This window comes from Streptomyces sp. NPDC001270, from assembly GCF_042896695.1.
Classification (GTDB): Bacteria; Actinomycetota; Actinomycetes; order Streptomycetales; family Streptomycetaceae; genus Streptomyces.
The window spans coordinates 63,036-88,930 of record NZ_JBIAXM010000025.1 but is presented as its reverse complement, the minus strand read 5'-3'; the positions used below and the strand labels follow the sequence as shown (position 1 = coordinate 88,930).

At 72.3% G+C, this 25,895-nt stretch carries 28 protein-coding genes; 12 read left to right on the top strand and 16 right to left on the bottom strand.

Going from position 1 to position 25,895, the window contains the following annotated elements; genetic code table 11:
* Positions 1-130: 130 nt before the first annotated feature.
* The 5 genes from uraD (at position 131) to ACFY2B_RS33080 (ending at position 5,196) form a co-directional block, all read left to right on the top strand.
* Entirely contained in the window at positions 131-649 is a 519-nt protein-coding gene (gene uraD, locus ACFY2B_RS33100; protein WP_390766761.1) for a 2-oxo-4-hydroxy-4-carboxy-5-ureidoimidazoline decarboxylase, read from the top strand.
* Positions 646-1,059: a hydroxyisourate hydrolase gene (gene uraH, locus ACFY2B_RS33095; RefSeq protein ID WP_390766760.1), complete on the top strand. Its 414-nt coding sequence runs from the start codon at positions 646-648 to the stop codon at positions 1,057-1,059. The genes uraD and uraH overlap by 4 nt, the downstream gene beginning before the upstream one ends.
* Before the next feature lie 7 nt (positions 1,060-1,066).
* Positions 1,067-2,056, top strand: coding sequence for a factor-independent urate hydroxylase (gene pucL, locus ACFY2B_RS33090; protein WP_390766759.1), 990 nt, complete (start codon positions 1,067-1,069; stop codon positions 2,054-2,056).
* Positions 2,057-2,173: 117 nt separating this feature from the next.
* Positions 2,174-3,553, top strand: coding sequence for an 8-oxoguanine deaminase (locus tag ACFY2B_RS33085; protein ID WP_390766758.1), 1,380 nt, complete (start codon positions 2,174-2,176; stop codon positions 3,551-3,553).
* Positions 3,554-3,810: 257 nt separating this feature from the next.
* Entirely contained in the window at positions 3,811-5,196 is a 1,386-nt protein-coding gene (locus ACFY2B_RS33080; protein ID WP_390766757.1) for a nucleobase:cation symporter-2 family protein, read from the top strand.
* Positions 5,197-5,266: 70 nt separating this feature from the next.
* On the opposite strand, the gene ACFY2B_RS33075 is transcribed toward ACFY2B_RS33080, so the two are convergent.
* The 6 genes from ACFY2B_RS33075 to ACFY2B_RS33050 all read right to left on the bottom strand — a co-directional run bounded on the left by ACFY2B_RS33075 (position 5,267) and on the right by ACFY2B_RS33050 (position 8,838).
* Positions 5,267-5,689, bottom strand: coding sequence for an acyl-CoA thioesterase (locus ACFY2B_RS33075; RefSeq protein WP_376532947.1), 423 nt, complete (start codon positions 5,687-5,689; stop codon positions 5,267-5,269).
* A gap of 76 nt (positions 5,690-5,765) precedes the next feature.
* Positions 5,766-6,443 (bottom strand): hypothetical protein, encoded by a 678-nt coding sequence (locus tag ACFY2B_RS33070; protein ID WP_390766756.1) that lies wholly within the window; start codon positions 6,441-6,443, stop codon positions 5,766-5,768.
* Between the two features lie 165 nt (positions 6,444-6,608).
* A complete protein-coding gene (locus ACFY2B_RS33065) occupies positions 6,609-7,220 on the bottom strand; it encodes a histidine phosphatase family protein (protein WP_390766755.1) in 612 nt (203 codons plus the stop codon).
* A gap of 3 nt (positions 7,221-7,223) precedes the next feature.
* Complete coding sequence (locus ACFY2B_RS33060) at positions 7,224-7,760, bottom strand: hypothetical protein (RefSeq protein ID WP_390766754.1); 537 nt, start codon at positions 7,758-7,760, stop codon at positions 7,224-7,226.
* Positions 7,761-7,801: 41 nt separating this feature from the next.
* Positions 7,802-8,005: a DUF397 domain-containing protein gene (locus ACFY2B_RS33055; RefSeq protein WP_390766753.1), complete on the bottom strand. Its 204-nt coding sequence runs from the start codon at positions 8,003-8,005 to the stop codon at positions 7,802-7,804.
* Complete coding sequence (locus tag ACFY2B_RS33050) at positions 8,005-8,838, bottom strand: helix-turn-helix domain-containing protein (protein WP_390766788.1); 834 nt, start codon at positions 8,836-8,838, stop codon at positions 8,005-8,007. Before ACFY2B_RS33050 ends, ACFY2B_RS33055 begins: the two co-directional genes overlap by 1 nt.
* A gap of 143 nt (positions 8,839-8,981) precedes the next feature.
* Between ACFY2B_RS33050 and ACFY2B_RS33045 the strand changes: the two genes are divergently transcribed.
* Entirely contained in the window at positions 8,982-9,440 is a 459-nt protein-coding gene (locus ACFY2B_RS33045; protein ID WP_390766752.1) for an ATP-binding protein, read from the top strand.
* A 41-nt stretch (positions 9,441-9,481) separates the two neighbouring features.
* Here ACFY2B_RS33045 and ACFY2B_RS33040 read toward each other — a convergent pair whose 3' ends face one another.
* Complete coding sequence (locus ACFY2B_RS33040) at positions 9,482-9,823, bottom strand: SCO4225 family membrane protein (RefSeq protein ID WP_390766751.1); 342 nt, start codon at positions 9,821-9,823, stop codon at positions 9,482-9,484.
* Positions 9,824-9,956: 133 nt separating this feature from the next.
* Positions 9,957-11,165: a pyridoxal phosphate-dependent aminotransferase gene (locus ACFY2B_RS33035; protein WP_390766750.1), complete on the bottom strand. Its 1,209-nt coding sequence runs from the start codon at positions 11,163-11,165 to the stop codon at positions 9,957-9,959.
* An 87-nt stretch (positions 11,166-11,252) separates the two neighbouring features.
* On the opposite strand from ACFY2B_RS33035, the gene ACFY2B_RS33030 reads away from it, so the two are divergent.
* On the top strand, positions 11,253-11,954 hold the full coding sequence (locus ACFY2B_RS33030) for a winged helix-turn-helix transcriptional regulator (protein ID WP_390766749.1): 702 nt from the start codon (positions 11,253-11,255) through the stop codon (positions 11,952-11,954).
* Between the two features lie 55 nt (positions 11,955-12,009).
* Here ACFY2B_RS33030 and ACFY2B_RS33025 read toward each other — a convergent pair whose 3' ends face one another.
* The 3 genes from ACFY2B_RS33025 to ACFY2B_RS33015 are packed head-to-tail and all read right to left on the bottom strand — an operon-like array spanning position 12,010 to position 15,614.
* Positions 12,010-12,825 carry a hypothetical protein gene (locus ACFY2B_RS33025; RefSeq protein ID WP_390766748.1) on the bottom strand — a complete coding sequence of 272 codons (816 nt, stop codon included), beginning with the start codon at positions 12,823-12,825 and terminating at the stop codon, positions 12,010-12,012.
* Positions 12,825-14,087: a VWA domain-containing protein gene (locus ACFY2B_RS33020; protein ID WP_390766747.1), complete on the bottom strand. Its 1,263-nt coding sequence runs from the start codon at positions 14,085-14,087 to the stop codon at positions 12,825-12,827. Before ACFY2B_RS33020 ends, ACFY2B_RS33025 begins: the two co-directional genes overlap by 1 nt.
* 9 nt (positions 14,088-14,096) lie before the next feature.
* On the bottom strand, positions 14,097-15,614 hold the full coding sequence (locus tag ACFY2B_RS33015) for an IucA/IucC family protein (RefSeq protein ID WP_390766746.1): 1,518 nt from the start codon (positions 15,612-15,614) through the stop codon (positions 14,097-14,099).
* 150 nt (positions 15,615-15,764) lie between these two features.
* Between ACFY2B_RS33015 and ACFY2B_RS33010 the strand changes: the two genes are divergently transcribed.
* The gene (locus ACFY2B_RS33010) at positions 15,765-17,249 is read left to right on the top strand and encodes an IucA/IucC family protein (RefSeq protein WP_390766787.1); all 1,485 of its coding nucleotides are present in this window, start codon (positions 15,765-15,767) and stop codon (positions 17,247-17,249) included.
* A 107-nt stretch (positions 17,250-17,356) separates the two neighbouring features.
* Here ACFY2B_RS33010 and ACFY2B_RS33005 read toward each other — a convergent pair whose 3' ends face one another.
* The 3 genes from ACFY2B_RS33005 to ACFY2B_RS32995 all read right to left on the bottom strand — a co-directional run bounded on the left by ACFY2B_RS33005 (position 17,357) and on the right by ACFY2B_RS32995 (position 20,625).
* The gene (locus tag ACFY2B_RS33005) at positions 17,357-18,838 is read right to left on the bottom strand and encodes an FAD-binding protein (RefSeq protein ID WP_390766745.1); all 1,482 of its coding nucleotides are present in this window, start codon (positions 18,836-18,838) and stop codon (positions 17,357-17,359) included.
* A 275-nt stretch (positions 18,839-19,113) separates the two neighbouring features.
* Positions 19,114-19,668: a hypothetical protein gene (locus ACFY2B_RS33000; RefSeq protein WP_390766744.1), complete on the bottom strand. Its 555-nt coding sequence runs from the start codon at positions 19,666-19,668 to the stop codon at positions 19,114-19,116.
* 537 nt (positions 19,669-20,205) lie between these two features.
* Positions 20,206-20,625 carry a MarR family winged helix-turn-helix transcriptional regulator gene (locus ACFY2B_RS32995; protein WP_390766743.1) on the bottom strand — a complete coding sequence of 140 codons (420 nt, stop codon included), beginning with the start codon at positions 20,623-20,625 and terminating at the stop codon, positions 20,206-20,208.
* A gap of 57 nt (positions 20,626-20,682) precedes the next feature.
* Between ACFY2B_RS32995 and ACFY2B_RS32990 the strand changes: the two genes are divergently transcribed.
* From ACFY2B_RS32990 to ACFY2B_RS32980, 3 genes are all read left to right on the top strand, one after another.
* Complete coding sequence (locus ACFY2B_RS32990) at positions 20,683-21,210, top strand: DUF6790 family protein (protein WP_390766742.1); 528 nt, start codon at positions 20,683-20,685, stop codon at positions 21,208-21,210.
* Between the two features lie 393 nt (positions 21,211-21,603).
* The gene (locus ACFY2B_RS32985) at positions 21,604-22,557 is read left to right on the top strand and encodes a HipA family kinase (RefSeq protein WP_390766741.1); all 954 of its coding nucleotides are present in this window, start codon (positions 21,604-21,606) and stop codon (positions 22,555-22,557) included.
* Positions 22,554-22,823: a SelT/SelW/SelH family protein gene (locus ACFY2B_RS32980; RefSeq protein WP_389024656.1), complete on the top strand. Its 270-nt coding sequence runs from the start codon at positions 22,554-22,556 to the stop codon at positions 22,821-22,823. The genes ACFY2B_RS32985 and ACFY2B_RS32980 overlap by 4 nt, the downstream gene beginning before the upstream one ends.
* Before the next feature lie 45 nt (positions 22,824-22,868).
* Here ACFY2B_RS32980 and aceB read toward each other — a convergent pair whose 3' ends face one another.
* Positions 22,869-24,494 (bottom strand): malate synthase A, encoded by a 1,626-nt coding sequence (aceB, locus tag ACFY2B_RS32975; RefSeq protein WP_390766740.1) that lies wholly within the window; start codon positions 24,492-24,494, stop codon positions 22,869-22,871.
* A gap of 172 nt (positions 24,495-24,666) precedes the next feature.
* Entirely contained in the window at positions 24,667-25,293 is a 627-nt protein-coding gene (locus tag ACFY2B_RS32970) for an NTP transferase domain-containing protein (RefSeq protein WP_390766739.1), read from the bottom strand.
* A gap of 199 nt (positions 25,294-25,492) precedes the next feature.
* Here ACFY2B_RS32970 and ACFY2B_RS32965 point away from each other — a divergent pair, with 199 nt between their 5' ends.
* Positions 25,493-25,807 carry a DUF5955 family protein gene (locus tag ACFY2B_RS32965; protein WP_390766738.1) on the top strand — a complete coding sequence of 105 codons (315 nt, stop codon included), beginning with the start codon at positions 25,493-25,495 and terminating at the stop codon, positions 25,805-25,807.
* Positions 25,808-25,895: the final 88 nt, after the last annotated feature.

Genomic DNA, 25,895 nt, shown 5'->3' with positions numbered 1-25,895 from the left:
CCACCAGGGGGCCGGACGGCGGTGGTCCGAGCCCTCGAATTTTCAACAAAGTGTTGACGTCGGGTGGCGCAGGGCGTTAGCTGGCCGCAGCCCGATCCGTACGAAGCCGCTCCCGGCAACGGAGGCTCCCGTGACTTCGACACCCACGCCCCCGGGCCTGGCCCGGTTCAATGTCCTGGCGGAGCAGACGGCCCGCGCCGCCCTCCAGGCGGCGTGCGCCGCTCCGGCGTGGGTGGGCCGGCTCCTCGTCCACCGCCCGTACGCCACGGTGGACGACCTCTACGCCGCCAGCGACGCCGCCACGGCCGCCCTGACCCCCGCCGACCTCGCGCAGGCGATGGCCGCGCACCCGCCGATAGGCCGCCCGAGACCCGGCGACCCGGCCTCGGCCCGGGAGCAGCGTGGCATGGCCGGCGCCTCCGCGCGGCTGAAGGCCGAGATACTTGAACTGAACCTGGCCTACCAGGACCGGTTCGGCCAGGTGTTCCTTGTCTGCGCCACCGGGAAGACCGCCGGGCAACTGCGCGACGCGGTCAGGGAACGGATCGGCAACACGCCGGAGCAGGAGCGGGAGATCGTCCGCGCCGAGCTGGGAAAGATCAACCGTGTCCGGCTGGCCCGACTCGTCGAAGAGGACCTTCCCCCATGAGCACGACCACCGCCGCCTCGCGGCAGAGTTCGGTGTCCACCCACATCCTGGACACCAGCGTCGGCCGCCCCGCCGCGGGCGTCACCGTCCGGCTCGCCGCCCGCGCCGGGCGCGACGCGGACCTGCGGCCGCTCGGCGGCTCCGCGACCGACGCGGACGGCCGGTGCAAGGATCTGCCGGCACTGCCGGAAGGGACCACCCACGTACGGCTCGCCTTCGAGGTCGAGGCGTACTTCGAGAACAGCGCGAAGAACCAAGCCGATGCGCAGCAGGACGCCCCCGCGAACCGGGACAGCGGCACGGTGTTCTTCCCCGAGGTGGCGGTCACCTTCGCGGTGACCGCCGGGGAGCACTACCACGTACCGCTGCTGCTCAACCCGTTCGGCTACTCCGTTTACCGAGGGAGCTAGCAGACACATGGCAGTCAATTCCCGCCCCGCCCACCCGTCCGACCCCCGACCCGCCCCCCGGGCGGTCCGGGGACAGCACGTGATCCTCGGACAGAACCAGTACGGCAAGGCCGAGAACCGGGTCGTCAGGATCACGCGGGACGGCGCCACCCACCACATCAAGGACCTCAGCGTCTCCGTGGCGCTGAGCGGCGACATGGACGACGTCCACCACTCCGGATCCAACGCCAACGTCCTGCCGACCGACACCACCAAGAACACGGTGTTCGCGTTCGCCAAGGAGTACGGCATCGAGTCCGCCGAACAGTTCGGCATCCACCTCGCCCGCCACTTCGTGACGAGCCAGGAGCCGATCAGGACGGCCCGCATCCGCGTCGAGGAGTACACCTGGGAGCGGATCCCGGCCGCCGGCGCCGACGGCCGGCCCGCCGGTGCGGGCGAGGCCGGGCACTCCTTCGTCCGCAAGGGCCAGGAGACCCGGCTGGCCCAGATCACCTACGACGGCTCGTCGTGGGAGGTCGTCTCCGGCCTCAAGGACCTGGTCGTCATGAACTCGACCGACTCGGAGTTCCGGGGCTACGTCAAGGACAAGTACACGACGCTCCCGGAAGCCCGCGACCGGATCCTGGCCACCGAGGTCTCCGGCCGCTGGCGGTTCGGCTGGAGCGACGACACGCAGCCCATGCCCGACTGGGAGACGTCCTACGAGGAGACCAGGAAGCACCTCCTCCTGGCCTTCGCGGAGACGTACTCGCTCTCCTTGCAGCAGACCCTCTACCAGATGGGCACGCGCGTCATCACCCACCGCGGCGAGATCGACGAGATCCGTTTCTCGCTGCCGAACAAGCACCACTTCCTCGTCGACCTGGAGCCCTTCGGGCTGAAGAACGACAACGAGGTGTACTACGCCGCCGACCGCCCCTACGGCCTCATCGAGGCCACCGTCCTGCGGGAGGGCCGCGAGGCGCGGATCCCGGTGGACCTCACCAACCTCTGACCGACCCGTCTTCGGCACCCGCGGCCGACAAGCAGCGCTCCTCGGCCGCGGCACTCACATCCCCGGGGTCCTGCCGTGCCCTCACCCCTTCGGTCCACAGAGCGCAAAGGACGAATCATGGCAGCACCCCAGCGCATCGTCATCGAGAACTGTTCGATCGCGACGGTCGACGCCGACGACACCGAGTACGCGGACGGACACGTCGTCCTCGCCGGCAACCGCATCGAGGCGGTCGGCGCGGGCCGGGCCCCCGGGGGACTGACGGACGTCGTACGCCGTATCGACGCCACCGGCCACCTGGTGACCCCCGGCCTGGTCAACACCCACCACCACTTCTACCAGTGGATCACCCGGGGCCTGGCCACGGACCACAACCTCTTCGACTGGCTGGTCGCGCTGTACCCGACCTGGGCACGCATCGACGAAGCGATGGTGTACGCGGCGGCGCAGGGCTCGCTGGCGATGATGGCCCGCGGCGGCGTGACCTGCGCCATGGACCACCACTACGTCTATCCGCGGGGCTCCGGCGACCTGTCCGGCGCGATCATCCGCGCCGCCCAGGAGACCGGCGTCCGGTTCACCCTCGCCCGCGGCTCGATGGACCGCAGCCGCAAGGACGGCGGGCTGCCGCCGGACTTCGCCGTCGAGACCCTTCAGGACGCCCTCGCCGCGACCGAGGAGACCGTCCGCCGGCACCACGACGCCTCCTTCGACGCCATGACCCAGATCGCCGTCGCGCCCTGCTCGCCCTTCTCCGTCTCCACCGAACTCCTGCGTGCGGGCGGCGAGTTGGCCCGTCGGCTCGGAGTACGGCTGCACACCCACGGCTCGGAGACGGTCGAGGAGGAGAAGTTCTGCCACGAACTGTTCGGCATGGGCCCGACCGACTACTTCGAGTCCACGGGCTGGCTCGGCGAGGACGTGTGGATGGCGCACTGCGTCCACATGAACGACTCCGACATCGCCGCCTTCGCCCGCACCGGGACCGGCGTGGCCCACTGCCCCTCCTCCAACGCCCGGCTCGCCGCCGGTATCGCGCGCGTCCCCGACCTGCTCGCGGCCGGCGTCCCGGTCGGCCTCGGCGTCGACGGCACGGCCTCCAACGAGTCCGGCGAACTCCACACCGAACTGCGCAACGCCCTGCTGATCAACCGTCTCGGCGCCCACCGCGAGGCCGCACTGACCGCCCGCCAGGCGCTCAGACTCGCCACGTTCGGCGGCGCCCGGGTGCTGGGCCGCGCGGCCGAGATCGGCTCGCTGGAGCCGGGCAAGCTGGCCGACCTGGTGCTGTGGAACCTCGGCACGCTGGCCCACGCGTCCATCGCGGACCCGGTGGCCGCGCTGGTGCTCGGGGCGGCGGCGCCGGTCACGGCGTCGTTCGTGAACGGCCGGCAGATCGTCGCGGACGGGCGGCTGCTGCACGTCGACGAGGACGCCGTCGCCCGGTCCACCAGGGCCGAGGCCCAGCGCCTGGCGCGGCTCGCCGCGCAGGACTGACCAGCTGAAGCTCCGGCCGGGAGGGACGGCTCCCGGTCGGCGGCCGTGGATCCCAGGGGGCTCCACGGCGGCCGTCACCGGGGCGCGCGGCCGAGCCGCGCGCCCCGGAACGGTCACCGTTCCCCGGAACGGGCCCGATCCGGGTACCCTCCCACCGTCCGGCCCGGCCGCGGCGCGAGGTACCCGCACAACCGCACATCCCACCTCCTTGACACCCACGTCAGAGCAGACGTGCAACCGACCGGAGGAGAGCCGCCGTGTCCGCGAACCCCGTTGCCGCGCCCCACCCAGTCGACGCGAAACTCCCCGCCCTCAAGCTGGCGACCAGCGGCCTGCAACACGTGGCCGCCATGTACGCGGGGGTCGTCGCCCCGCCCCTGATCGTCGGCGCCGCCGCGGGCCTGTCCGGCACCGACCTCGCCTTCCTCACCGGCGCCTGCCTGTTCACCGCGGGCCTCGCCACTTTCCTGCAGACCATCGGGTTCTGGAAGATCGGCGCCCGGCTGCCCTTCGTCAACGGCGTCACCTTCGCCGGGGTCGCCCCCATGACCGCGATCGTCGCCGCGAGCCATGACAGGTCCGACGCCCTGCCGGTCATCTTCGGCGCGGTGATGGTCGCCGGAGTCCTCGGTTTCCTGGCCGCGCCCTTCTTCTGCAAGGCGGTCCGCTTCTTCCCGCCCGTCGTCACCGGGTCGGTCATCACGCTCATCGGCGTGTCACTGCTGCCCGTCGCCTTCGGCTGGGCGCAGGGTCCCGACCCGGCCGCCCACGACTACGGTTCGGTGAAGTACCTGGGCCTTTCGGCCGCGACCCTCGTGATCGTGCTGCTGCTGCGCCGCTTCACCCGTGGCTTCGTCAAACAGATCGCGGTCCTGCTCGGCCTGATCGCCGGGACGCTCGTCGCGATCCCGTTCGGCGTCACCGACTTCGCCCCGGTCGCCGACGCGGACGTGGTCGGCTTCCCGACCCCCTTCCACTTCGGGGCACCGCAGTTCCACCTCGCCGCGATCCTGTCCATGTGCGTGGTCATGGTGGTGTCGATGACGGAGTCGACCGCGGACATGCTGGCGCTCGGCGAGATCGTCGAACGGCCCGCGGACGAGCGGACCATCGCGGCCGGACTGCGCGCCGACACGCTCGGCACGGCGATCAGCCCGCTGTTCAACGGGTTCATGTGCAGCGCCTTCGCACAGAACATCGGGCTGGTCGCGATGACCCGCGTACGCAGCCGGTTCGTGGTCGCCGCGGGCGGTGGCTTCCTGGTCCTGATGGGCCTGTGCCCGATGGCCGCCTCGCTCATCGCCGTCGTACCGCCCCCGGTGCTCGGCGGCGCGGGCGTGGTGCTGTTCGGCTCGGTGGCCGCGAGCGGCATCCAGACGCTGGCCAGGGCCGGTCTGGACAGGGACAACAACGTCCTGATCGTGGCCGTGTCCCTCGCCGTCGGCATCATCCCGATCACCGCTCCGGACTTCTACCACGCCTTCCCGCAGACCGTACGGATCGTCCTCGACTCGGGCATCTCCACGGGCTGCGTGGCCGCGGTACTGCTCAACCTGGTCTTCAACCACCTCGGCCGCGGCGGGCAGGCGCGGGACGTCACCCACCCCATGGAGGCGGGCGAGGAGATCGCGGCCGGCCACTGACCGCGCTCTCCGCGTCCGCCGGCCGCCGCGCGGGTACCGGGTCGCTCGGAGCGGGCCGTCCCGCGGGGCGTCACAGCCCGAACGGGCCGAAGTCGGTCGCCAGTTCCTTGAAGACCTTCCGCGGGTCGGCGACCAGCTTGCGCAGCTTCAGGTCCAGCACACCGCTGACCCCGGTGATCTCCGCGGCCACGGTGCCGTCGGCCTTCCGAATCGTCTGCCGGATCCGGAAGGTCTTGCCCTCGCCCCACTCGAACTCGCAGGTCACATCGACCTCCTCGCCCGCGACCAGTTCGCGCAGATAACGGATCGTCGTCTCCAGCACGACCGGGCCGACGCCCTGGCCGGAGAGCCGGCTCTGGCTGATTCCGGCGGCCTGGAGCGCCGACCAGCGGGCGTGTTCCGCGTAGCTGAGGTACACCGCCTGGTTGAGGTGGCCCTGGACATCCGTCTCGTATCCGCGGACGGTCACCCGGACGGAAAACGGCTCGCTCACAGTTGGCTCTCCCTCGTGTTCCGGTGTTACTCGTGTGTATGAGGCACTGATGCCTCCGATCCTGGCATGCCCCCTCTCACACCCGGCGCGGGGAGGCCAGGAGATACCGCTCCCGTGTCCGCGGCCGGGTGTACTCCCCGGCTTGCCAGCCCGCTCTCTCCAGCGTGGCCGCGCACGCCCGCAGCAGCTCGGCGTCGCGCGCGTACACCCCGACCGCCTCCGGCTGCGGGGTCGCGCGCACCCGGTACCCGTCGGTGTCCGGCTCCGGCCCGGCCGGCCGGTGTCCGGCCGCCTCCAGGGCGAGTGCGGCGGCCCGCACCAGATGCGCGCGCTCCCAGCCGCACGGACGGTCGGCGGACCCGTCCGGGTTGGTCATCCGGCGCAGTTCGAGCAGCCCCTGCCAGGCGGTGTGCACCTCGCGGGCCCGGTCCGGCCCGGAGGCCACCTCGGTGTCCTCCGGGCCGCCGACACGGGCCGCGAACACCCCGCTGTCGGCGGCCGGGCCGGTGGGACGGTGGGCGTGCTCGGCGGGAGCCGTGGCCGGTGCGGCAGGGGCGGTGGTCGGCGGGGTCGTCGCACGCAGCCGGTGTCCCGCCGGAGTGAGGAAGTGGTCGTGCGGCGGACGCGGATGCCGGAAGGCCAGCCCCCGCTTCACCAGCGCCGCGAGCTGCGGCTCCGTACCCCGCAGCCGCCCGGTGACCGGGTCGGCGGCGTCGATCACCTGCCGCTGCGCGGCGGTCGGCGGTCGGGTCACGGTCTGGCTCCTCCCCGATGGTCGGCCCTTCGCGGAGCCGGTGGACGCTCCCTGTGCTGAGCCGGTGGCCGGCTCTTGCACGGGGCCGGTCGTACGCTCCCTTCGAAGCGTACGACCGGGGTCCGACAGCGGGCCTGACCCGACGATGGGCCCGGCTCGGCCCGGTCAGTCGGCCGGCCGGACGTTCCACTCCGCGACGACCGGCCGCTCGTGCTCGGTGCCCAGTCGGCACAGCGTGCCCGTCTCCAGCAGGAACAGCGCCCCGTGCGTGGGCGGCAGCCCCAGGCGGCGGGCGGTGAGGACGCGCAGGAAGTGCCCGTGCGCGACCAGCAGCACATCGGCGTCGGTGTCGGCGTCGATGTCGGCGAGCGCGGCGTCCACCCTGGCCAGGACACGGTCGGCCCGAGCGCCGACCTGCTCGGGAGTCTCCCCGGGGTGTTCCGGCGGCCCCGGTACGACCCCGTCGGTGAACAGGAACCAGCCGGGCCGGGTGCGGTGGATCTCGTCGGTGGTGATCCCCTCGTAGCCCCCGTAGTCCCACTCGTGCAGGTCGGCGTCGACGCGGGCGTCACCCGCCCCGATCAGTTCGGCGGTCTCCCTGGCCCGGTGCAGTGGGCTGACGAAGGCCGCGCCGATCCGCTGCGAGCGCACCAGCGGCGCCAGTCGGCGGGCCTCCTCCCGGCCGTGCTCGGTGAGGGGTACGTCCGTCCAGCCGGTGTGCTGTCCGGACAGCGACCACTCGGTCTCGCCGTGCCGGACCAGGAGAAGATCACCCATGTGTCAGAGGCTACGGGCCCAGCGCGCCAGCTCCGTGAATTCACGCTCCCGCAGGCCGTGGCGGGGGTCGACCGGAAGGAGCAGCGCGGGGCCGTCGTGGTGCGCGGCGACATGCCGTACGTCGAGATCCGTGATCATGTCGTCGACCCAGACGAAGGGCCGCCCGGCCGCCCACGCGACCACGTGCCGGGTCTTCCAGTACAGGCCCTCGGGATCCGTGGCGAACAACTCGGGCCATTCGATGACCGGCAGCGTGCCCGGCAGCCCGATCACCGGCGCGATCATCTCGTTGGCCTCGTGCATCCAGGTGGTCGCCCACGCCAGTTCGTACGGCAGCGCGAGCAACCGGGCGCCGTGACCGGGGTGCAGCCGCACCCGCAGCCCGCGGCGCAGCCGCCGCGAGCCCGGCTCCTGCCGCGCCGACCAGCCGGCGGGACGGAGCCGCCGGGTGACGTAGCCGTGGTGCCGCAGGAACCGGGCGCGGAAGGGATTGAGGGGGCCGTCGACGTCGAGGAGCAGCAGCGGGCGGCGGTCGGTCATGCCGGTTCCCGTCATTGGGGCCCCCTTTCGGTTTGTCGTCCTCAGTGGCCGGTGGCGTACGAGACGAAGGCGGACCATTGCTCGGGGCCGACAGTGAGCCGGGGGCCTTGGTAGTGCTTCGAGTCCCGTATATGGACGATGCTGGGGGCGAAGGCGACCTCTACGCACTCCGGGCCGTCGTTCGTGCTGTAGCTGCTCTTGAACCACATGAGCGAGGAGTTGGTCCCGGTTGGGGCGTTGGTCATCATGTTTCTCCAAGTACTTTGCCGATGAAGGCCAGCGACTCGCGGGGGGTGAGGGCCTGCGCCCGAATGGCGCCGTAGCGGACTTCGAAGATCTGGATCTCCTTGGGGAGCGAGATCAGGCGGCTGGTGAGCTGCACCTCGTTGTGTGCCACGGTGTCCCCCTCCTTGAGGCGAAGCAGCTGAAGTGACCCTGCAAGACCGGCATGGTCCTCGCGGTCCGTGGGCATCACCTGGATCTCCACGTTCCGCCGTCGACCAATCTCCAACAGGTGTTCGAGCTGCTTTCGCATCACCATTCTGCCCCCGAGCGGACGGCGTAGTGTTACTTCCTCCAAGACGAAACTGAAAACGGGGACTGGCTGTTGCCGGTCGAAGATCTCCTGGCGTGACAGACGCGCGGCAACAAGGCATTCCACCTCCTCCTCGGTGAACGGTGGACGTCGCATCCCGTACAACGCCCCTGCATACTCCGGTGTTTGAAGCAATCCGTGGATGGCGGAGTTGGCGTACGCGCAGATCTCAACCGCCTCCCCCTCCAGCTTCGCCAGATCCCGCACCTTCTTCGGATACCGCGCCTGCTCCACGTCCTTCGTCAGCCCGGCGATCATCCCGCCCGCTTCGAGCACCTGGTCCGCCGCTTCGAGGAGTTGCGCCTTCGGTGCCCGCCGTCCCCGTTCCACCGAGGACACCTGCTCCTCGCTGTAGCCGATGGCCGTGCCCAGTTCGGCCTGGGTGAGCTTCTTCCGCTCGCGGTACATCTTGACGACCTTGCCGACGGTCCGCAGGACGGCCGCCGACTCCTCGTCCTCGGCGTCCCCACCGGTCACGTCCACCACTCCGACACCTCCACCACGCGGCTCCCGTGAGCAACTTCCGGCCCGTCCGCCGCGTCACGCATCGCGGCCCGAACAGTCCCGGACAGCGACCGGACAGTGACGCTGCGTACTGACGGCGCTGCTGTTCAGGGTAGATACACGTGACCACGCTGGGTGAGGTGAACGCTGATATCGCCGACTCGACGGTCCGTCATTCCGCCCTCCTCCTCTCGGCCACTCCGAGAGGCGCCCGGCTCGCCCGGCACCTGGCGGCCGAGCAGGTCCACAGCTGGGGCTGGACGTACGACACCGAGGCCAACCGCACGGTGGCCCTGCTGGTGACCGAACTCGCCGCGAACGCGGCACTGCACGGCCGGGCGCGGGGCCACGGCTTCCGCCTCCGGCTCACCCTGTACCGCGCGGACGCCACGCTCCGTATCGAGGTGACGGATCCGCGGCCCGACCGCCGTCCGCCCGGCCCCGGAACCCTCCGACCGGCCGGTCTCGAAGCCGAGTCCGGCCGGGGGCTGCTGCTGGTGGAGGCGCTGGCCACCCACTGGGGTACGACGTGTGCGGACCCGTACACCAAGACCGTCTGGTGCGAGGTCGCTCTCACGTGACCCGTGTGACCCGCGTGACGGTGCCCCGGCCGGTGACTTCCTCAGGCGGTCGGGTGCGGCGTCCCGGTGCGCAGCGCGCGGGCGAGCAGGCCGATCAGGGCCGCGTTGACCAGACCGGACAACGCCACACCGGCGGAGAAGATCAATGGGCTCAGCCAGGAGAGCGAGGAGTCCCATTCCGGGGTCGGCACCAGGAAGGCGAGGATGCTGAGCGGGGCCGTGGTCATGTACGGCCAGATCGCGGCGAACCCCGGGTCCGGCGACAGGTACACGGCGTACAGGAAGACCGCCAGCGACGCGGCGACCACGGCGAGATAGCCGCGTGCGGGCCAGTTGTCCGTGGCGAGCGCGAGGAAGCGGCGCGTGCGGGAGGCGTTCGGCATGTCAGGTGTCCTTCGGGTCGGGCCGTGATGGTGTCCTCACAGGGTGGCCCGGGGAACGTTTCGCGGGGATGAGTACCGGTACTCATCCCCGCCTGGGGGCCACACCGCGCTCAGGCACCGGGCCCGGCGGATGTCACTGCCGGTATCCGCCGAGGAACCGTCCGATCCGCCCGATCGCCGCCTCCAGGTCGTCCGCGTGCGGCAGGGTGAGGATCCGGAAGTGGTCCGGGGACGGCCAGTTGAACCCGGTGCCCTGGACGACCTGGATCTTCTCGCGGAGCAGCAGGTCGAGGACGAACTTCTCGTCGTCGTGGATCCTGTGCACCTTGGGGTCGAGACGGGGGAAGGCGTACAGCGCGCCCTTGGGCTTCACGCAGGTCACGCCCGGGATCTCGTTGAGCCGCTGCCAGGCCACGTCCCGTTGCTCCCGCAGGCGTCCGCCGGGCGCGGTGAGTTCGTGGATGGACTGGCGGCCACCGAGCGCGGCCTGGATGGCGTACTGGGCGGGCGCGTTGGGGCACAGCCGCATGGAGGCCAGCATCGTCAGGCCCTCCAGGTAGTCCTTGGCGTGCTGCTTGGGTCCGGTGACCACCAGCCAGCCCGAGCGGAAGCCGGCCACCCGGTACGTCTTCGACAGTCCGCAGAAGGTGAGGACGACAAGGTCGGGGGCGAGCGCGGCGGTGGGGTGGTGGACGGTGTCGTCGTACAGGATCTGGTCGTAGATCTCGTCGGCGAAGACCATCAGGCCGTGGCGGCGGGCGAGGTCCAGGATGCCCTCGACGACCTCCTTCGGGTAGACGGCGCCGGTCGGGTTGTTGGGGTTGATGATGACGACGGCCTTGGTGCGGTCGGTGATCTTCGACGCCATGTCGGCCAGGTCCGGGTACCACTCGGCCTGTTCGTCGCACAGGTAGTGGACCGGTTTGCCGCCCGCCAGCGTGGTGACCGCCGTCCACAGCGGGAAGTCCGGCGCAGGGATGAGGATTTCGTCGCCGTCCTCCACCAGCGCCTGCACGGCCATCGACACCAGCTCGGAGACGCCGTTGCCGAGGAACACGTCGTCGACGCCGACGGCGAGGCCCAGGTTCTGGTAGCGCTGGGCGACCGCCCGGCGGGCGGAGAGGATGCCGCGCGAGTCGGTGTAGCCGTGCGCCTGCGGCAGCATCCGGATCATGTCCTGGAGGATCTCCTCCGGCGCCTCGAAGCCGAACAGCGCGGGATTGCCGGTGTTCAGGCGCAGCACGCTGTGGCCCGCCTCCTCCAGCGCGTCGGCGTGCTCGATCACCGGGCCGCGGATCTCGTAGCAGACCTCGCTGAGCTTGTTCGACTGCCGGAACTCCATGCGCCGCTTCCCCTCAGATAACTGGTGTTGCTTGGTTTTACCAAGTGGGAGCTTGGAAAGTCCAACAACATGTCTAGACTGCGTCGCATGTCACCTCGCCGAAGCTACGACCAGTACTGTTCCGCCGCCCGTGCGCTCGACCTCGTCGGCGACCGCTGGACTCTGCTGATCGTCCGGGAGCTGCTCGCCGGTCCGCGCCGCTACACGGACCTGCACGCGGACCTGCCGGGAGTGAGTACGGACGTACTCGCCTCGCGGCTGAAGGACATGGAGCGGGACGGACTCGCCACCCGCCGCCGGCTGCCCCCGCCGGGCGCCGCGTACGTCTACGAACTGACCGGACGCGGACGGGAGTTGCTGCCCGTCGTGCAGGCACTGGGCGCATGGGGGCAGCCCGAGCTGGGGGAACGCGGCCCGACCGACGCGGTGCGCGCGCACTGGTTCGCGCTGCCTCTGCTGCGGGCGCTCGCGGAGGAGGGGCTCGTCGACGTGCGCCCGGCCGACGTGCGCCCGGCCGACGTCCGCCTGACCGATGTCCCCCCGGCCGATGTGCGCCTGGTCGAAGTCCGTCTGGACGAAGGGGACTTCCACCTGTACGTCGGCGCCGAGGACGGACCGGTGTACGGCGACGGACAGGCGCCCGCGGAACCCGAGGCACGGCTCTCGATGGACACCGGGACCGGTACGGCCGTCGCCCGGGGCCTGCTGCGGGTGTCGGACGCGGTGCGGTCCGGGCGCATCACCGTCACCGGGGACGGCCCCCTCGCCAAGGCGCTGCGGGAGGCGTGAAAGGAGTGAGGGCCCGCCGATCCGTCCGGCGGGCCCTCCTGTGCGCGAGTCGTTCTCAGACGCCCGGCGGCACCCGGTTCGGCCGCCCCGAGCCACGGGTCAGCGCGTACCCGCCGATACCCGCGAGCGCGGCCAGCACGCCGCCCACCCCGGTCCACACCCAGCGGTCCGACCACCAGCCGGACGACCAGCCGTCGTCGGGCTTGATGCTGGAGAGCACCGCGGTCTTCACCGACCCGTCCTTCTCCGCGTCCCCGGCCGTGTCCTGCTTGACGGAGTTCCCGGGCACCAGCGGCTCGGCCAGCGAGCCGTCCACCGCGGCCGAGCCGCCGATGTGCTTGGCGTCGGCGCGCACCTCGGCGCGCACCGGCTGCCCCAGATCGGCCGGGGTGAGATCCACCACGGTCAGCCGGACGTAGTACGTACCCGGCAGCGGGTCGTTCGCCCACGGCTCCGACCAGGCCCGCACCGTGCGCAGCACGCAGTGCAGCTCGACCGTGCCGGTGCCCGCCGCGGCGGTACGGGTCTGGGTGCCGTACTGGCAGGACTGGCGCCGGCGCAGACCGTCGTACACGTTCAGCTGCCAGGTCTGCGTGCCGTGCGTCCCGGGGAGCTTGACCGTCGCGCGGACGTCCGGGCGCTGCCCGGCGTCCGCCGGGAACGACCAGTACAGGTAGTCACCCGTGGAGCCGTCCGCGGTGGCCTGCTGGCCCTGGTCGATCTCGGTCGCCGTACGGAACGAAGTCCCCGCCTGCGTGGGCGCGTTGCCGCCGTCCGACGCGCTCGGCGACGGCGTGGAGTCGGCCGCCGCGGGCGCCGCGGCCAGCCCGAGCAGCAGCAGCGCACCGGTCACCATACGTGTGATTCGCATCAGTTGGTCCTCCAGACCGCGACCCGCCAGCGCGACACCCAGCCCCACAGCAGCCCCGCGACGAAACCAATCACCACCAGCGCGCCGAGCAGCCACCAGCCGCGTCCGAGACCGAAGGCGGCCACGTCGTGCGCCTGGTCCGGGCCGCCCACGACGTCGACGGTCAGTTCGAGCGGCAGCCCCGGCTGCGTCTTCACCCCGGAGGCCGCCGAGTACGAGTTGGTGACCTGCAAGCAGATCGACTCCGCCGGGGCGTTGTCGTCGTCGCTCTCGGGCTTCGGGTAGCGCAGGCCCGTCGAGATGACGTCCGTACGGCCGTTGCCCGCCGCCTCGCCGCGCACGACCTCCCGGCCGTGCGTGGTGACGGCCCGCAGCAGCACCCCGTAGTCGGGGTTCACGGCCCGGTCCGCCGCCACGCTCACCGAGGCGCGCAGCTCCTGGCCGGGCTCGACGTCCACCTTGTACCAGCGCTGCTGCCCGAACTCCTCGCGGTCCGTGTACAGGCCGGGCTTCAGCGCGGGCGCCTTGGCGCACTCGCCGGACCCCTCGGTGGCCACCGGAGTGACCACCGGATCCGCCGCCCGGTCCACCAACTGGCCCACGCGGTCGCTGAGTTCCGCCTTGTGCTGCACGGAGGTGTAGGTGCCGCCGGTGGCGTCCGCGATGCAGCTGAGCTGGTCGCGGGTCTTGGCGTCGGGCACCAGACCGAGCGTGTCGATGGTCAGCCCGATGCCCTTGGCGGCGATCTCACGGGCCACCTCGCACGGGTCGAGCGGCTGGCAGGTGTCCTCGCCGTCGCTGATCAGGACGATACGGCGGGTACCGGAACCGCCGTCGAGATCGGTGGCCGCCTTCAGCAGCGCCGGCCCGATCGGGGTCCAGCCGGTCGGCGCCAGCGTCGCCACCGCCGTCTTGGCGTCGGTCCGGTTCAACGGGCCGACCGGGTAGAGCTGCTCGGTGTCCTTGCAGCCCTCCTTGCGGTCGTTGCCGGGGTAGTTGGCCCCCAGCGTGCGGATGCCGAGCTGCACCTCCTCGGGGGTCGCGTCCAGCACCTCGTTGAACGCCTGCTTCGCCGCGGCCATCCGCGTTCCGCCGTCGATGTCCGCCGTACGCATGGAACCGCTGACGTCCAGCACCAGTTCCACCTTCGGAGCGGCCTGCTCCGTCTCGTCGGCGGACGCTGAGGCGGGGAACGCCAGCGCGGCCGTCAGGGCGGCGAGCAGAGCGCAGACTCCCGCCGCCAGCCGTTGTGTTCTGATCATCGGCGGATCCTATTGATCAGAGGTGTCGGGCTCCAAAACGAACGGGTTGGGCAGCGCCGCCCACTGGTCACCGGGGGTTCGCGGCGACAGCCGCATCAGCGTCAGGGCCTTGGCGGGCAACGGCCCTTCGCGCAGCGCGGCCAGATCGGCGGTGCGCGGCAGATCCGGCAGGGCCGCCGCCAGCGCGGCCCTCAGCGCCTCCCCCGAACCCGCCACGGCGGCCAGCGCCCCCGCCACCAGGGAGCCGAACAGCTTGCGGCGCAGGGTCCGCACGTCGTCCGTGACCAGACGGCCCGTCAGCTCCGGCGGGACGATGCCGTGCCGGGCCAGCCGGGCGGGGCTGATCCGGATGTCGGCGAGGTCACGGTAGACCAGCCGCAGCGGATCGCCCGACCCGGACAGCACCACCAGGAGGTTCTGGCCGTGCGCCTCCAGGGCCACCCCCAGGTCCAGCAGCCGCAGTCCGACGGTGAGCGCGAGCCGGACGAACGCCGCGAGCCGGGCCGGGGAGCGCGGCAGCCCGGTGGCGGCGAGGGCGGCGACCGGGAGCACGTACTCGCCCGGCGCCGCGAACCGCTGCGGCGACTCGCGCAGCACCGCCGCCAGATCGGGGGAGTGGGCGGTGGCCGCGCCCAGGGTGCGGGTGACGTGCAGCAGCCCGTCCGTGCGGGCCGCAAGGCCCTCCGCGAACGCCGACAGGGTTGCCGAGGCACCCACCGAGTACACCGAGATGTCCCGCACCGAGGACGTCAGCCGGGTGCTCAGCGCGGTCTTGACGTGCGGTCCGTCCGGCAGGGCGAGGGTGCGCAGCGACATCAGCGGGTGGGCGGACGGACCGCCCCCGCCCGGGGACTTGAGGACATGGGCGGCCTGCCAGGGATGTACGGGGATCAGCAGCCGCCCCCCGTCCCGCAGCTCCGCGGGCCACTCGCCGCTCACCAGGCACTCCGCGGCGGCGACCGGCACCGTCCCCAGGTCCACCACCGGACGGTGCTCCGGCGCGTACGCGAACTGCTCGGCCACCGAGAAACCCGGCCGGGACCGGCACCCGGGGTGGAACGGATGACCGTCGACCACCCGCTGCTCCCACTCCCAGTCCCGCGCGGGCCACACCGCGGAGGGCTCCGGCCGACCGGCCCGCGACAGCGCCAACGAGGCCACGCTGTGCGCGAGTTCACCCGCGAAACCGGCCGCGTGCGGCACCGCGAGAGCGGTCAGCAGCCGGGCCGGATCGTCGTACGCCGTGCCGTCCAGGGACACGGCCGTCACATACGCGTCGGTCGCGTACGGATCCGCGAGCGGCCCGTCGAGCGTCCGGCCGTCGGCGAGCCGCAGGGCGAGCCCGTCCGGACCGGCCGTCCGCCCGGCCAGCCACGGCAGCGGCTCGTGGGCCAGCGCCCGCCACAGGCGGGTCAGCACGGCCGCGCGGGCACCGGGCAGCTCGGCCGCGTACCGCGGCACGAGGCCGGGCCGTACGTCGGCCAGCTCGGCGGCGACCTGGGCCTCGGCGGTGGGGGGACGGTGCACGGGCTGGCTCCTCGGATCCGGGTGGGTGGCACGCATGCCGGGTTCGTTCGACAGACATACTGATCGGGATAGGGCCGACCGGGCGCGTGAGGCCATGTGGCCCGTGACACCATCTGCACCCTGGACGAGGAACGGGACCGCGTGGACCTCTTGCACCTCGGCGACGACGTCGGCGTACGTGCCGACGCGTACGCCGCCGCGCCCCTGCTCAACTGCCTGCTCAGGGAGGTCGCCGAACGACCGCCGCAACTGGGCGGGCCGCTGGTCCACCGGCTGCCCGCGAGCGGCCGGCTGCTGCGCGTGCGCGGCCTGCGGCGGCCCGCCGCACCCGAGGTGTACACGGCCGGCGCCTGGCGCCGCCTCGACCACACCGAGCTGGTCGGACTGGTCGCCGACGAACTGCGCCGGCACACCGGAGTGCCCAACGACGAACTGCCCGGCGAGATGCTCGACAGCCGCGACACCATCGCCGCGCTGCTCACCGCCCGCGCCCGGGCGACACCGCCCGACGACCCGTACCTGCGCTCCGAGCAGTCCCTCCTCACCGGCCATCCCTGCCATCCGGCGCCCAAGGCCCGCGGCGGCGGCCCGGCCGACGGCTGGCTGCCGTACGCCCCCGAGGCCCACACCCGCTTCCCGCTCGTACTGCTGGGCGTGCGCGCCGACGCCGTGGTCGACGAGGGCGACACCGCGGCGCTGGACGCCCTCGGCACCGCCCCGCCCGGCTACCGGCTGCTGCCCGCCCACCCCTGGCAGCTCGACCTGGCCGCCCCCGCCCTCGCGCCCGCCTTCGCCGACGGACGCCTGCTCCGGCTGGGCACGACCGCGTCCACGGCGTGGCCCACGGCGGCGATCCGCACCCTGTACGAACCCGGGCTCGATCTGTTCCTGAAGTTCAGCCTCGACGTGCGCATCACCAACGACATCCGCCGCTTGTGGCGGCACGACCTGCTCAGGCTGCGCCGCACCGACTCCGCCGCGAGCCGCGCCTTCGCCGCCTTCGACGGCCCGGCGGCCTGGCTCGGGGACCGCGGCTACCGCACGGCCGCCTTCGCCTTCGAGGAACTGGCCGTCCTGGTCCGCGACGGGTTCGGCGGCCACCTGCTGCCGGGCGCGACGCCGCTGCTGGCCGCCGGACTGGTGGAGGGCTTCGACGGCGACCCGCTCGCCGCGACCGCCGACCCGGCCGCCTGGTGGGCGGCGTACCTGCGCCAGGTGGTCCCCCCGGCCCTGGCGGCCTTCGCCGACCACGGCGTGGTGGTCGAGGCGCATCTCCAGAACACGCTGATCGCGGTGGACGGTGCCGGTCTGCCCGTGCAGGCGCTGTTCCGGGACGCCGAGGGCGTCAAGCTGCTCTCCGACGTGTCCCGGGCGGCCGGCTGGGAACGGCTCGTCTACACCCTGGTGGTCAACAACGTCGTCGAGGTCGCCGCTGCCCTCGCCGAGCGCCATCCCGGCCTCGACCCCTGGCCCGCCGTCCGCGGCGAACTCGCCCGGCACGGCCTGCCGGAGGCCGGCGCCCTGCTCGCCTCACCCACCCTGCCGGGCAAGACGAACCTGCTGCTGCGCTGGACCCGCGCGGACGGCGCCGACGCCCGCTATCTGCCGCTGCCGAACCCACTGGCGGGCGGGTAGCGCCGACGCCGCCAGTGGGCGGTGGGCGGTGACAGGGACCAGAGGCGCGGGTACGGGCGCCGGGCCGGTCGCGCGTGTGGTCGTGGGTGTGGTGTGGGTCGGTCCGCTCAGGCGGTGAAGACGTGCTGGCCCGGTGCGAGCAGCCGATGGGGGTCGTAACGGCGCTTGGCGGCGTCGAACTCCTCCCACAGCTTGCCGTACTGGCCGCGCCAGTCCGCCGCGGTCATCGGGACGGACCCCACGGGATACTGGGTGCCGCCGGCCGCGCGGACCGTCTCGTAGGCGACGCGGTTGGCGGCCGTCCGGGCGCTCACCGCCGCCTGGTCCGCCGGGTCCAGCGTCCACAGCACGGCCATCAGATACGGCACCGGATCGTCCGGGACCCGCAGCAGCGGGGTGTGCAGGCGCCGGTGGACCAGCGGGTAGAGCAGGACGACACCGCCGGGGCCGACGTCCTGCCCGGCGAACCCGTCCAGCAGGGTCCGGGACAGTTCGGCGACGCGGTCGCCGGGCAGCAGCAGGTTCAGCCACGGGTGGCACCACGACCAGAATCCCTCCTGCTGGAGGGCCGCCACCCCGTCGGCCAGACGGTTCAGGAAGTCGAAGTATCCGAGCGTCTGCGCGGTGATCTGCCCGGACCGGTCGTACCGCAGGCCGCACAGCAACGCGCCGTCGTCCCGCTCCGGCCCGGCGGGCGGCCCGTAGGCGACGGCCTCCAGCACGTACTTCGTGTACGCGCCCGACTCGTCCGGCTCGGCCGTGCCCTCGACATACGTGAACCGCTGGTCCCCGGCGAGGAGCCGCTGGTCGGCGAGGAACGTCTCCAGGTCCGCGTACGGCAACAGGAAGTGCCGTACGGTCTCGGGCGCGGTCACCAGCCGCAGCGTCGCCGAGATGATCACCGCGCACTGGCCGAGCCCGGCGAGCACCGCGTGGAACAGGTCCGGCTGCCGGGTGGGCGAGCAGGTGACCACCTCCCCGGTACCGGTGACCACCTCCAGCGCGAGGACGTTGTCCACCTGGGCGCCGTACAGGTGGGCCTGGCCGCCGAGCCCGCCGGCCGAGAGGGTGCCGCCCACCGACAACTCCAGGTAGTCCGTGAACACTGGCGGCGTCAGCCCGTGCCGCAGCGTCTGACGCGCCACCGCGCTCCACACCGTCCCGGCGCCCACCGTGACCTGCCCGGCCGCCACCGGCCCGATCCTGTCCAGGGTGCTCGTCTCGATCACCAGGCCCTCGGCGACCTGCGCCTGACCGTACGTCGCATGTCCCTGACCGCGGGCCGCGGCCGCGACGCGGTAGTCGTTGCAGAGCTTGATCATCTCCGCGACGTCGTCGGCGGACTCGGCCTGGAGCACGACCGCCGGGACCTCGTGCACGAGGTGACCGAAGTCGTCCGCGTCGTCGTCGAGCGTCCCCGCGTCCGCTCGCAGGGAACCCTCCAGCCGTGGCACGGGCACCAGACCGGGCCGCCCGGCCTCCGCCCCCGCCCGCGTCACCCACACCCGTGCCGCCGGATCGAAGGCCACCACGTCGATCCCCGCCGCCCGCGCGGCTAAGTCCGTCCGCCCTTCCGACCGCTCCACCATGCGTCCCCCTCCTCGCCCGCGCCCGCGTCGAACGGGGCGCCTCGAAGTCCCTGTCGAAGTCCCTCTCGAAGTCCCTGTCAAAATCGCGATCGTACCGCCCCTTCCGGGCCCGTACGGTGGCATCGACCTGGAATTTCCGGTACGGACACGCAGGGCGTGATCGCCGCCGACTCGCCGTCCGCCCCAGCGGGGCACCAGCGCGTCGTGCACGGGCGCCGGTCGTCCGCCGGGCCGGGGCCCGGCGGACGGCGGGAGCCGGGCGGCCGGAATGTCCGTCAGCTCTTGAGGCGGTCCCGGTCGCCCATCACCATGACGGGGTGCCGGGCCGGGTCGAGGGTGCGCAGCAGGGTTTTCATCCCGGTCTCCGGGACCGTGACGCAGGCCGACGTGCCGTCACCGTGGTCCAGGTGCAGCCAGATGCCGCCGCCCTTCTCCACGCCTTCGGGCCGGGACCAGTCATAGGGCGGGGCGCCCTTCAGCCGGTTGTAGTTGATGGCTATGACGTAGTCGAAATCGTGGACGTGGGCCTCTTCCTCGGGCAGTGTGGCGGCGAAGGCGTTGTCGTCGTACCAGTACCGCAGTCGGCTGCCCGGGTCCCGCAGTGAGCCTCCCGCGTCCGTGAGGCCGTACACCCCGACGGGCGTGCGCTCGTCGTCCAGGCGGTGGTCCGTCGTCCAGCCCATCCTGCCGTTGTGCGCGGGCCAACTGCCCGTCCGCTGCCAGGCCGTACCGCGCTTCTCGTAGAGCACGAGGAGGCTGTCGGGGGAATCCCCGCTCTCGCCGTAGACGACGACCACTTGACGGGTGCCGGCCGGTATCTGCTTCCCCATCCGGTCTCCGACGCCCGGGAGGTGTATGCCCACCGCCGGGCGGGGGGAGCCCGATGACGCCGGGTTGTTGTTTCCTGGTGCGCCGCCGGGACTCGTCGAGCCGGTGGTGTCACCGCATGCCGTGGTCGTCGTCAGCAGGATGCCGAAGGCGAGGGCCGCGGATATGGCGTGGCGCGCACTGCCGCGTCGCATCGGCCGGAGAGACGGCCGAGTAACAATTGATGTCCGCATGATCAGGATCTTGTGGCGGAACGCGGGGGGCGCGCATCCGCACGCGGGCATCTGGCCTAAGCGGCGAACCGGAACCGGGAGCCGGACCGGGAGCCCGCCGGGGAAGTGCCCACACCCGGACGACCGCCGTCGGCTGGTCGACGTCGCGCACCGCCTGAGCGCCCACTGGGGGACGGCCGGTGTGCGCCGAGGCCGAGGACCAGTGCCGTAGGCGGCTCTGCCTCGCCGGGTACGAGGCACACCCGACGCCGTTGCCGGCGGGGTCCCGCTCGTCGGCGCGGTAAGCCGGTCGCGGCCGGGCCGGGGTCAGCGCGATTCCAGGAATCCGGCGAGGCGCTGGGTGTCCGCAAGGTAGCGGTCGTAGGGGAAACCGGCCGCGATGAGCCCGGTGCGGAGTTCGTCCTGGAGGGGCTTCCCCTCGGTCACGAACGTCGCCTTGCCCGCAGGGGTGAGGACGACGAGGCGTCGGCGCCGGTGGGCGGGGTCGACGCTGACGCGGACGAGTCCGTCCTGCTCCAGCGGTCGCAGTGCGCGGCTGATGGCCGGGTCGGACACGGAGAGGGCTGTTGCCAGCTGGTGCTGGGTCGCGGGTTGGATCTCTTCGAGTGTGCCCAGCAGCCGCAGCTGACTGTACGAAAGTCGCTGGGCCGGGTCGGCGTGGCGCCGAGCTGCCTCGCCCATGAGCATGACGACGCGGTGCAGGAGGTCTGCCAGTCCTTCATCCATGCGTCCGAGGATAGCGGAATCTTGCATAGTTAATATTAACCGGGTAAGACTGAAGTCATGGACACCCTCCCTTACGCCGTTCAGTCCGCTTTCCCCCTGCTCTTCCTGGTGGTGCCGGCCGCCGGTGCGCTGGTGAGCTGCCGCCGCCGTGCCCCGGAACGGCGCCCGGCGGAAATCTGGCAGCGCTGGTGGGTCATCGGCGCCCTCGGATGCGGAAGCCTGTGGATGACCCTCTCGTTCCTGACGATGCCGGGCGCCATGGCCGAGACCATCGGCTTCGCCCGGACGCCCTTCCAGTTCGAGATCGCCTTCGCCAACCTGGGGCTCGCAGTGCTGGGCTTCCGTGCCGCATCCGCGTCGCCCCGTGAGCGTCTCACGGTCGGGCTGTCGGCTGCCGCGTTCCTCTGGGGTGCCGTGGTGGGCCACCTCGACCAGTGGTTCGCCCACGGCGATCACGCCCCCGGCAACACCGGCGGCGTCCTGCTCTACGATCTCCTGATCCCCGCCGTCGTCATCGCCATGGCCCTTCGGGACATGCGTCAGGCGAGCGCACTCCGGAGCGGAGCCGCCGTGCCGGCGGCCTGAGGGGATGTCGCGCCCCCTCCCCGGCCCCGAGGGGCCCGAGCGCCCGCCCGTGACCGCCGACGGGGCCGGGCCCCTCGGGGCCGGATCGAGATCCTGGGCGTCGATCCTGGGCGTCGATCATGGCGGAGGCGGGGGAGCCGGTGGCGACGTCGGCGCGACGGTCCGCGCACTCCTGTCCGGCCGTCCCACCTGGTCACTATGCTCGCTTCAGGCCGGAGGCCGGAAGCGAGGGGCCGCACCGCCGTCGACGGCCTGCCGGGGAGACGGGGAAGCGAGCGGCCCGGCCGGGACTCCCAGCGCCTCCCCAGGGCCGATCAGGGAGAATTCCCTCGATCGCACCGCATTGGAGCTGGCCGTGGAACATGAGACAGACGACCCGTTGGGCCTTGGACGATGCTGAGAGAGGTCGCGGCAACCCGCTACGTCACCCCCCTCCGCTCGGGTGGCTCCGTGCCCGGCGTCGTCGAGGCCGACGACCTCGGGACGTACGTGGTGAAGTTCACCGGCTCGGCGCAGGGCCGCAAGGCGCTGGTCGCCGAGGTGATCGTGGGTGAACTGGCGCGCGCTCTCGGGCTGCGCTTCCCCGAACTGGTCCTGGTGCACTTCGACCCGGCCATCGCCGCGCACGAGGAACACCAGGAGGTGCGCGACCTGCACGGCGCCAGCGCCGGGGTCAACCTCGGCATGGACTATCTGCCGGGCGCCCGCGACTTCACCCCCGAAGTGGCGCGCGACTTCCCCGTGGACCCGCTGGAGGCGGGCCGGATCGTGTGGTTCGACGCGCTGACCGTCAACGTCGACCGCACGGTGCACAGCTCCAACCTGATGATCTGGCCGACCCTGGGCGTCGCACCGCCCCGGCTGTGGCTGATCGACCACGGTGCCGCCCTCGTCTTCCACCACCGCTGGGACACGGCGGACCCGGCGAAGCCCTACGACTTCCGGCACCACGCCCTCGGCCGGCTGCGTCTGCCGGGCCCGGCCGGCGCCGCGGGGACGTCCGCCGCGCCGGACGTCCGGGCGGCCGACGCCGAGCTGGCGCCCAGGGTGACACGGGACCTGCTGCGCGAGGTCACGGCCGCCGTACCGGACGGGTGGCTGGCGGACGAGCCCGGCTTCCCGACGCCGGACGACGTCCGGCAGGCGTACGTGGACTACCTGCACGCGCGCGTGCGGGCGTCGGCGGCCTGGATACCCTCGGACTTCCCCACCGGCGAGGAACTGGCCGCCGAGGAGGCCCGCCGGGCGGCGCGCCGGCAGGAAGGGCGCCCCAACTGGCTCAAGCAGGTCCCCGACCTGCACGGCAGACCGGGGGCCGAACAGGATTGGTCGGTGCACCTGGGATGAACCAGCGCGTCGAGATCGAGTACTGCACCCAGTGCCGCTGGCTGCCCCGCGCCGCCTGGCTGGCGCAGGAACTGCTCACCACCTTCGAGGCCGAGCTGACGGAGCTGGCCCTGAAACCGGGCACCGGCGGCGTCTTCGTGGTCCGGGTGAACGGTGAGGTCGTCTGGGACCGGCGTGACCAGGGCTTCCCCGAACCGACGGCGGTGAAGCGGGCTGTACGCGACCGAGTGGCCCCGGAGAAATCCCTGGGCCACTCGGACGGATGAGCACGGACGCCCGCGGGCGGCGGGCCCGGCGGGCAGGGCCGGTCGCTAGTCCGCCAGCTGCTCGTACGCCGGGAGCGTGAGGAAGTCCGCGTAGTCCTCGTCGAGGGAGACCCGGAGCAGCAGGTCGTGGGCCTGCTGCCAGTGACCGGCGGCGAAGGCTTCGTCGCCGATCTCCGCGCGGATGTCCGCCAGTTCCTCGGCGGCGACCTTGCGGGCCAGTTCCGGAGTGGCCTTCTCGCCGTTCTCGAACTCGACGCCCGCGTTGATCCACTGCCAGATCTGGGAGCGGGAGATCTCGGCGGTGGCCGCGTCCTCCATGAGGTTGAAGATGGCGACCGCGCCCAGGCCGCGCAGCCATGCCTCGATGTAGCGGATGCCGACCTGCACGGCGTTGACCAGGCCCGGGTACGTCGGCCTGGCGTCGAGGGAGTCGACGGCGATCAGGTCGGCCGCCGCGACGTGCACGTCCTCGCGCAGCCGGTCCTTCTGGTTCGGCCGGTCGCCCAGCACCTTGTCGAAGGACTCCATGGCGATCGGCACCAGGTCGGGGTGGGCGACCCAGGAGCCGTCGAAGCCGTCGTTCGCCTCGCGGTCCTTGTCCGCCCTGACCTTCTCGAAGGCGACCTTGTTGACCGCCTCGTCACGCCGCGACGGGATGAACGCGGCCATGCCGCCGATGGCGTGGGCGCCGCGCCTGTGGCAGGTGCGGACGAGGAGTTCGGTGTACGCGCGCATGAACGGGGCGGTCATCGTCACGGCGTTGCGGTCCGGCAGGACGAACTTCGGACCGCCGTCCCGGAAGTTCTTGACGATCGAGAACAGGTAGTCCCAGCGGCCGGCGTTCAGCCCGGAGGCGTGGTCGCGGAGTTCGTAGAGGATCTCCTCCATCTCGTACGCGGCCGTGATCGTCTCGATCAGGACGGTGGCGCGGACGGTGCCCTGCGGGATGCCGAGGTGGTCCTGGGCGAAGACGAACACGTCGTTCCAGAGGCGGGCCTCCAGGTGCGACTCCGTCTTCGGGAGGTAGAAGTAGGGACCCTTGCCGAGGTCCAGCAGGCGCCGGGCGTTGTGGAAGAAGTACAGGCCGAAGTCGACCAGGGCGCCGGGCACCCGGGTGCCGTCGGCGTCGGTCAGGTGGCGCTCGTCCAGGTGCCAGCCGCGCGGGCGCATGACGACCGTCGCCAGCTCCGCGTCCGGCCGCAGGGCGTACGACTTGCCGCTCGCGGGGTCCGTGAAGTCGATGGTCCGGCGGTAGGCGTCGGTCAGGTTGAGCTGGCCGGTGACGACGTTCTCCCAGGTGGGCGCCGACGCGTCCTCGAAGTCCGCGAGCCAGATCCGCGCGCCGGAGTTGAGCGCGTTGATGGTCATCTTGCGGTCCGTGGGGCCGGTGATCTCGACCCGGCGGTCGTCCAGGGCCGCGGGGGCCGGGGCCACCCGCCAGGAGTCGTCCGCGCGGATCGCGGCCGTCTCCGGAAGGAAGTCGAGCGTGGAGGTGCGGGCGATCTCGGCGCGGCGCTCCGCACGGCGGGCGAGCAGCTCGTCACGGCGCGGCGTGAAACGCCGGTGCAGCTCGGCCACGAAGGCGAGTGCCGCGTCGGTGAGGACCTCCTCCTGCCGGGGCAGGGGCTCGGCGTCGACGATGGCCAGCGGGGACGGCGCTGGTGCGGACATGAGCGGTCACTTCCTTCAGCGTGGCACCGGGTGCCCATCGTTCCGTGAAGCCCGTGGAGCGGTCGGGCGCTTCTGACCAGTGGATACTAGTTTCCTCATCGTGGAACTTCAATGGTTTGTTGATGTCGAGATTCTCCGGGTCGAGGCAAGGTGGCGCGGGGTGCCACGCCCCTCACTCAAGGTGGACCAGGTCGGCCTCGGTGTCGATGTCGTACGGCCGCGCCACGTCCCCGCACTCGACGAGCGCGATCTCCCCTTCGTGGGCCTTCAGGTAGGCGCGGGCGCCCCGGTCTCCGGTCGCGGCGGCGGCGATGCCCGCCCAGTGGGCGGAGCCGAGGAGGACGGGGTGGCCGCGTACGCCCGCGTACACCGCCGAGACGAGCGACGTCTCGTCCTGGTACGCGGCACGGACCCGGCGCGTCGCCGCCGCGCCGATGCCCGGCTGGTCGACCAGCGAGACCAGGGCGGCCCGCGCGTTCGTGCCGGCGAGCGAGTCCAGCCCGGCCCGCAGCGAGGACCCCATGCCCGCCGCCCAGTCCGGGTTGTCCACGAGGACGCAGCCGCCGAGGGCGGCCCGCTCCCGGACGGCGTCCGCCGCGGCCCCGAGGACCACGTGGATCCGTTCGCAGCCTGCCGCCCGCAGCACCGCGGCCGCGTGCTCCACCAGCGGTCTGCCCCGGTGTTCGAGCAGCGCCTTGGGCCGCCCGCCGAGCCGCCGCCCGCCGCCCGCCGCGAGCACCAGCCCGGCGACCGGACCTCCGCCGCCGGCCGGACCCGGGCCGCTTCGGTCGTCTCTCATACGTCCTCCGTCATACCTCCTGCATACCTGACATCAGGAGGATCGCCCGGTGTCCGAGGGCTGAATTTCGGTCCGTGGAGTGGCGCGGCACCGGCCGGGTGGCGTTTACTGGCCGTTCCCCGGCGTCCGACCAGCGTCACGGGGCAGGGGGTGGGACCGCCGGGCGTGTGCGCCACGCGGAGTACGAGGGGGGAGGGCCGTGTTGCGGAGTTTGGGGCAGATGCCGGTGACCGGCAGCGACGAGGACCCGAGGGTGGCGGAACTGCGGACCGCGGTGTCCCGGCTGCGGCGGGAACTCGCCGCGCACCCGGCCGAGTTCCGGGACCGGGTCATAGCCGAGGACGAACTGGCGGCACTGGCCGCGATGACCTCCGGCGGGGCCCCGGAGATCCCGCGGCTGCGCCGCTCGCTGCTCCTGATCGCGGGCGCGATCGGCTCGGTCAGCGCCCTGTCCCGGGGCCTGTCGGAGGTCCGCGCCGCGGTGGACCTGTTCGGAGAACCACCACGCCCCTGAACCCGAGCCCCACGACACGCCGACAACAACGCCCGTAAGCCCGCAAGGAGGCACGGGAAGCCACGCGACCGGCCACGTTGGTGCCGCG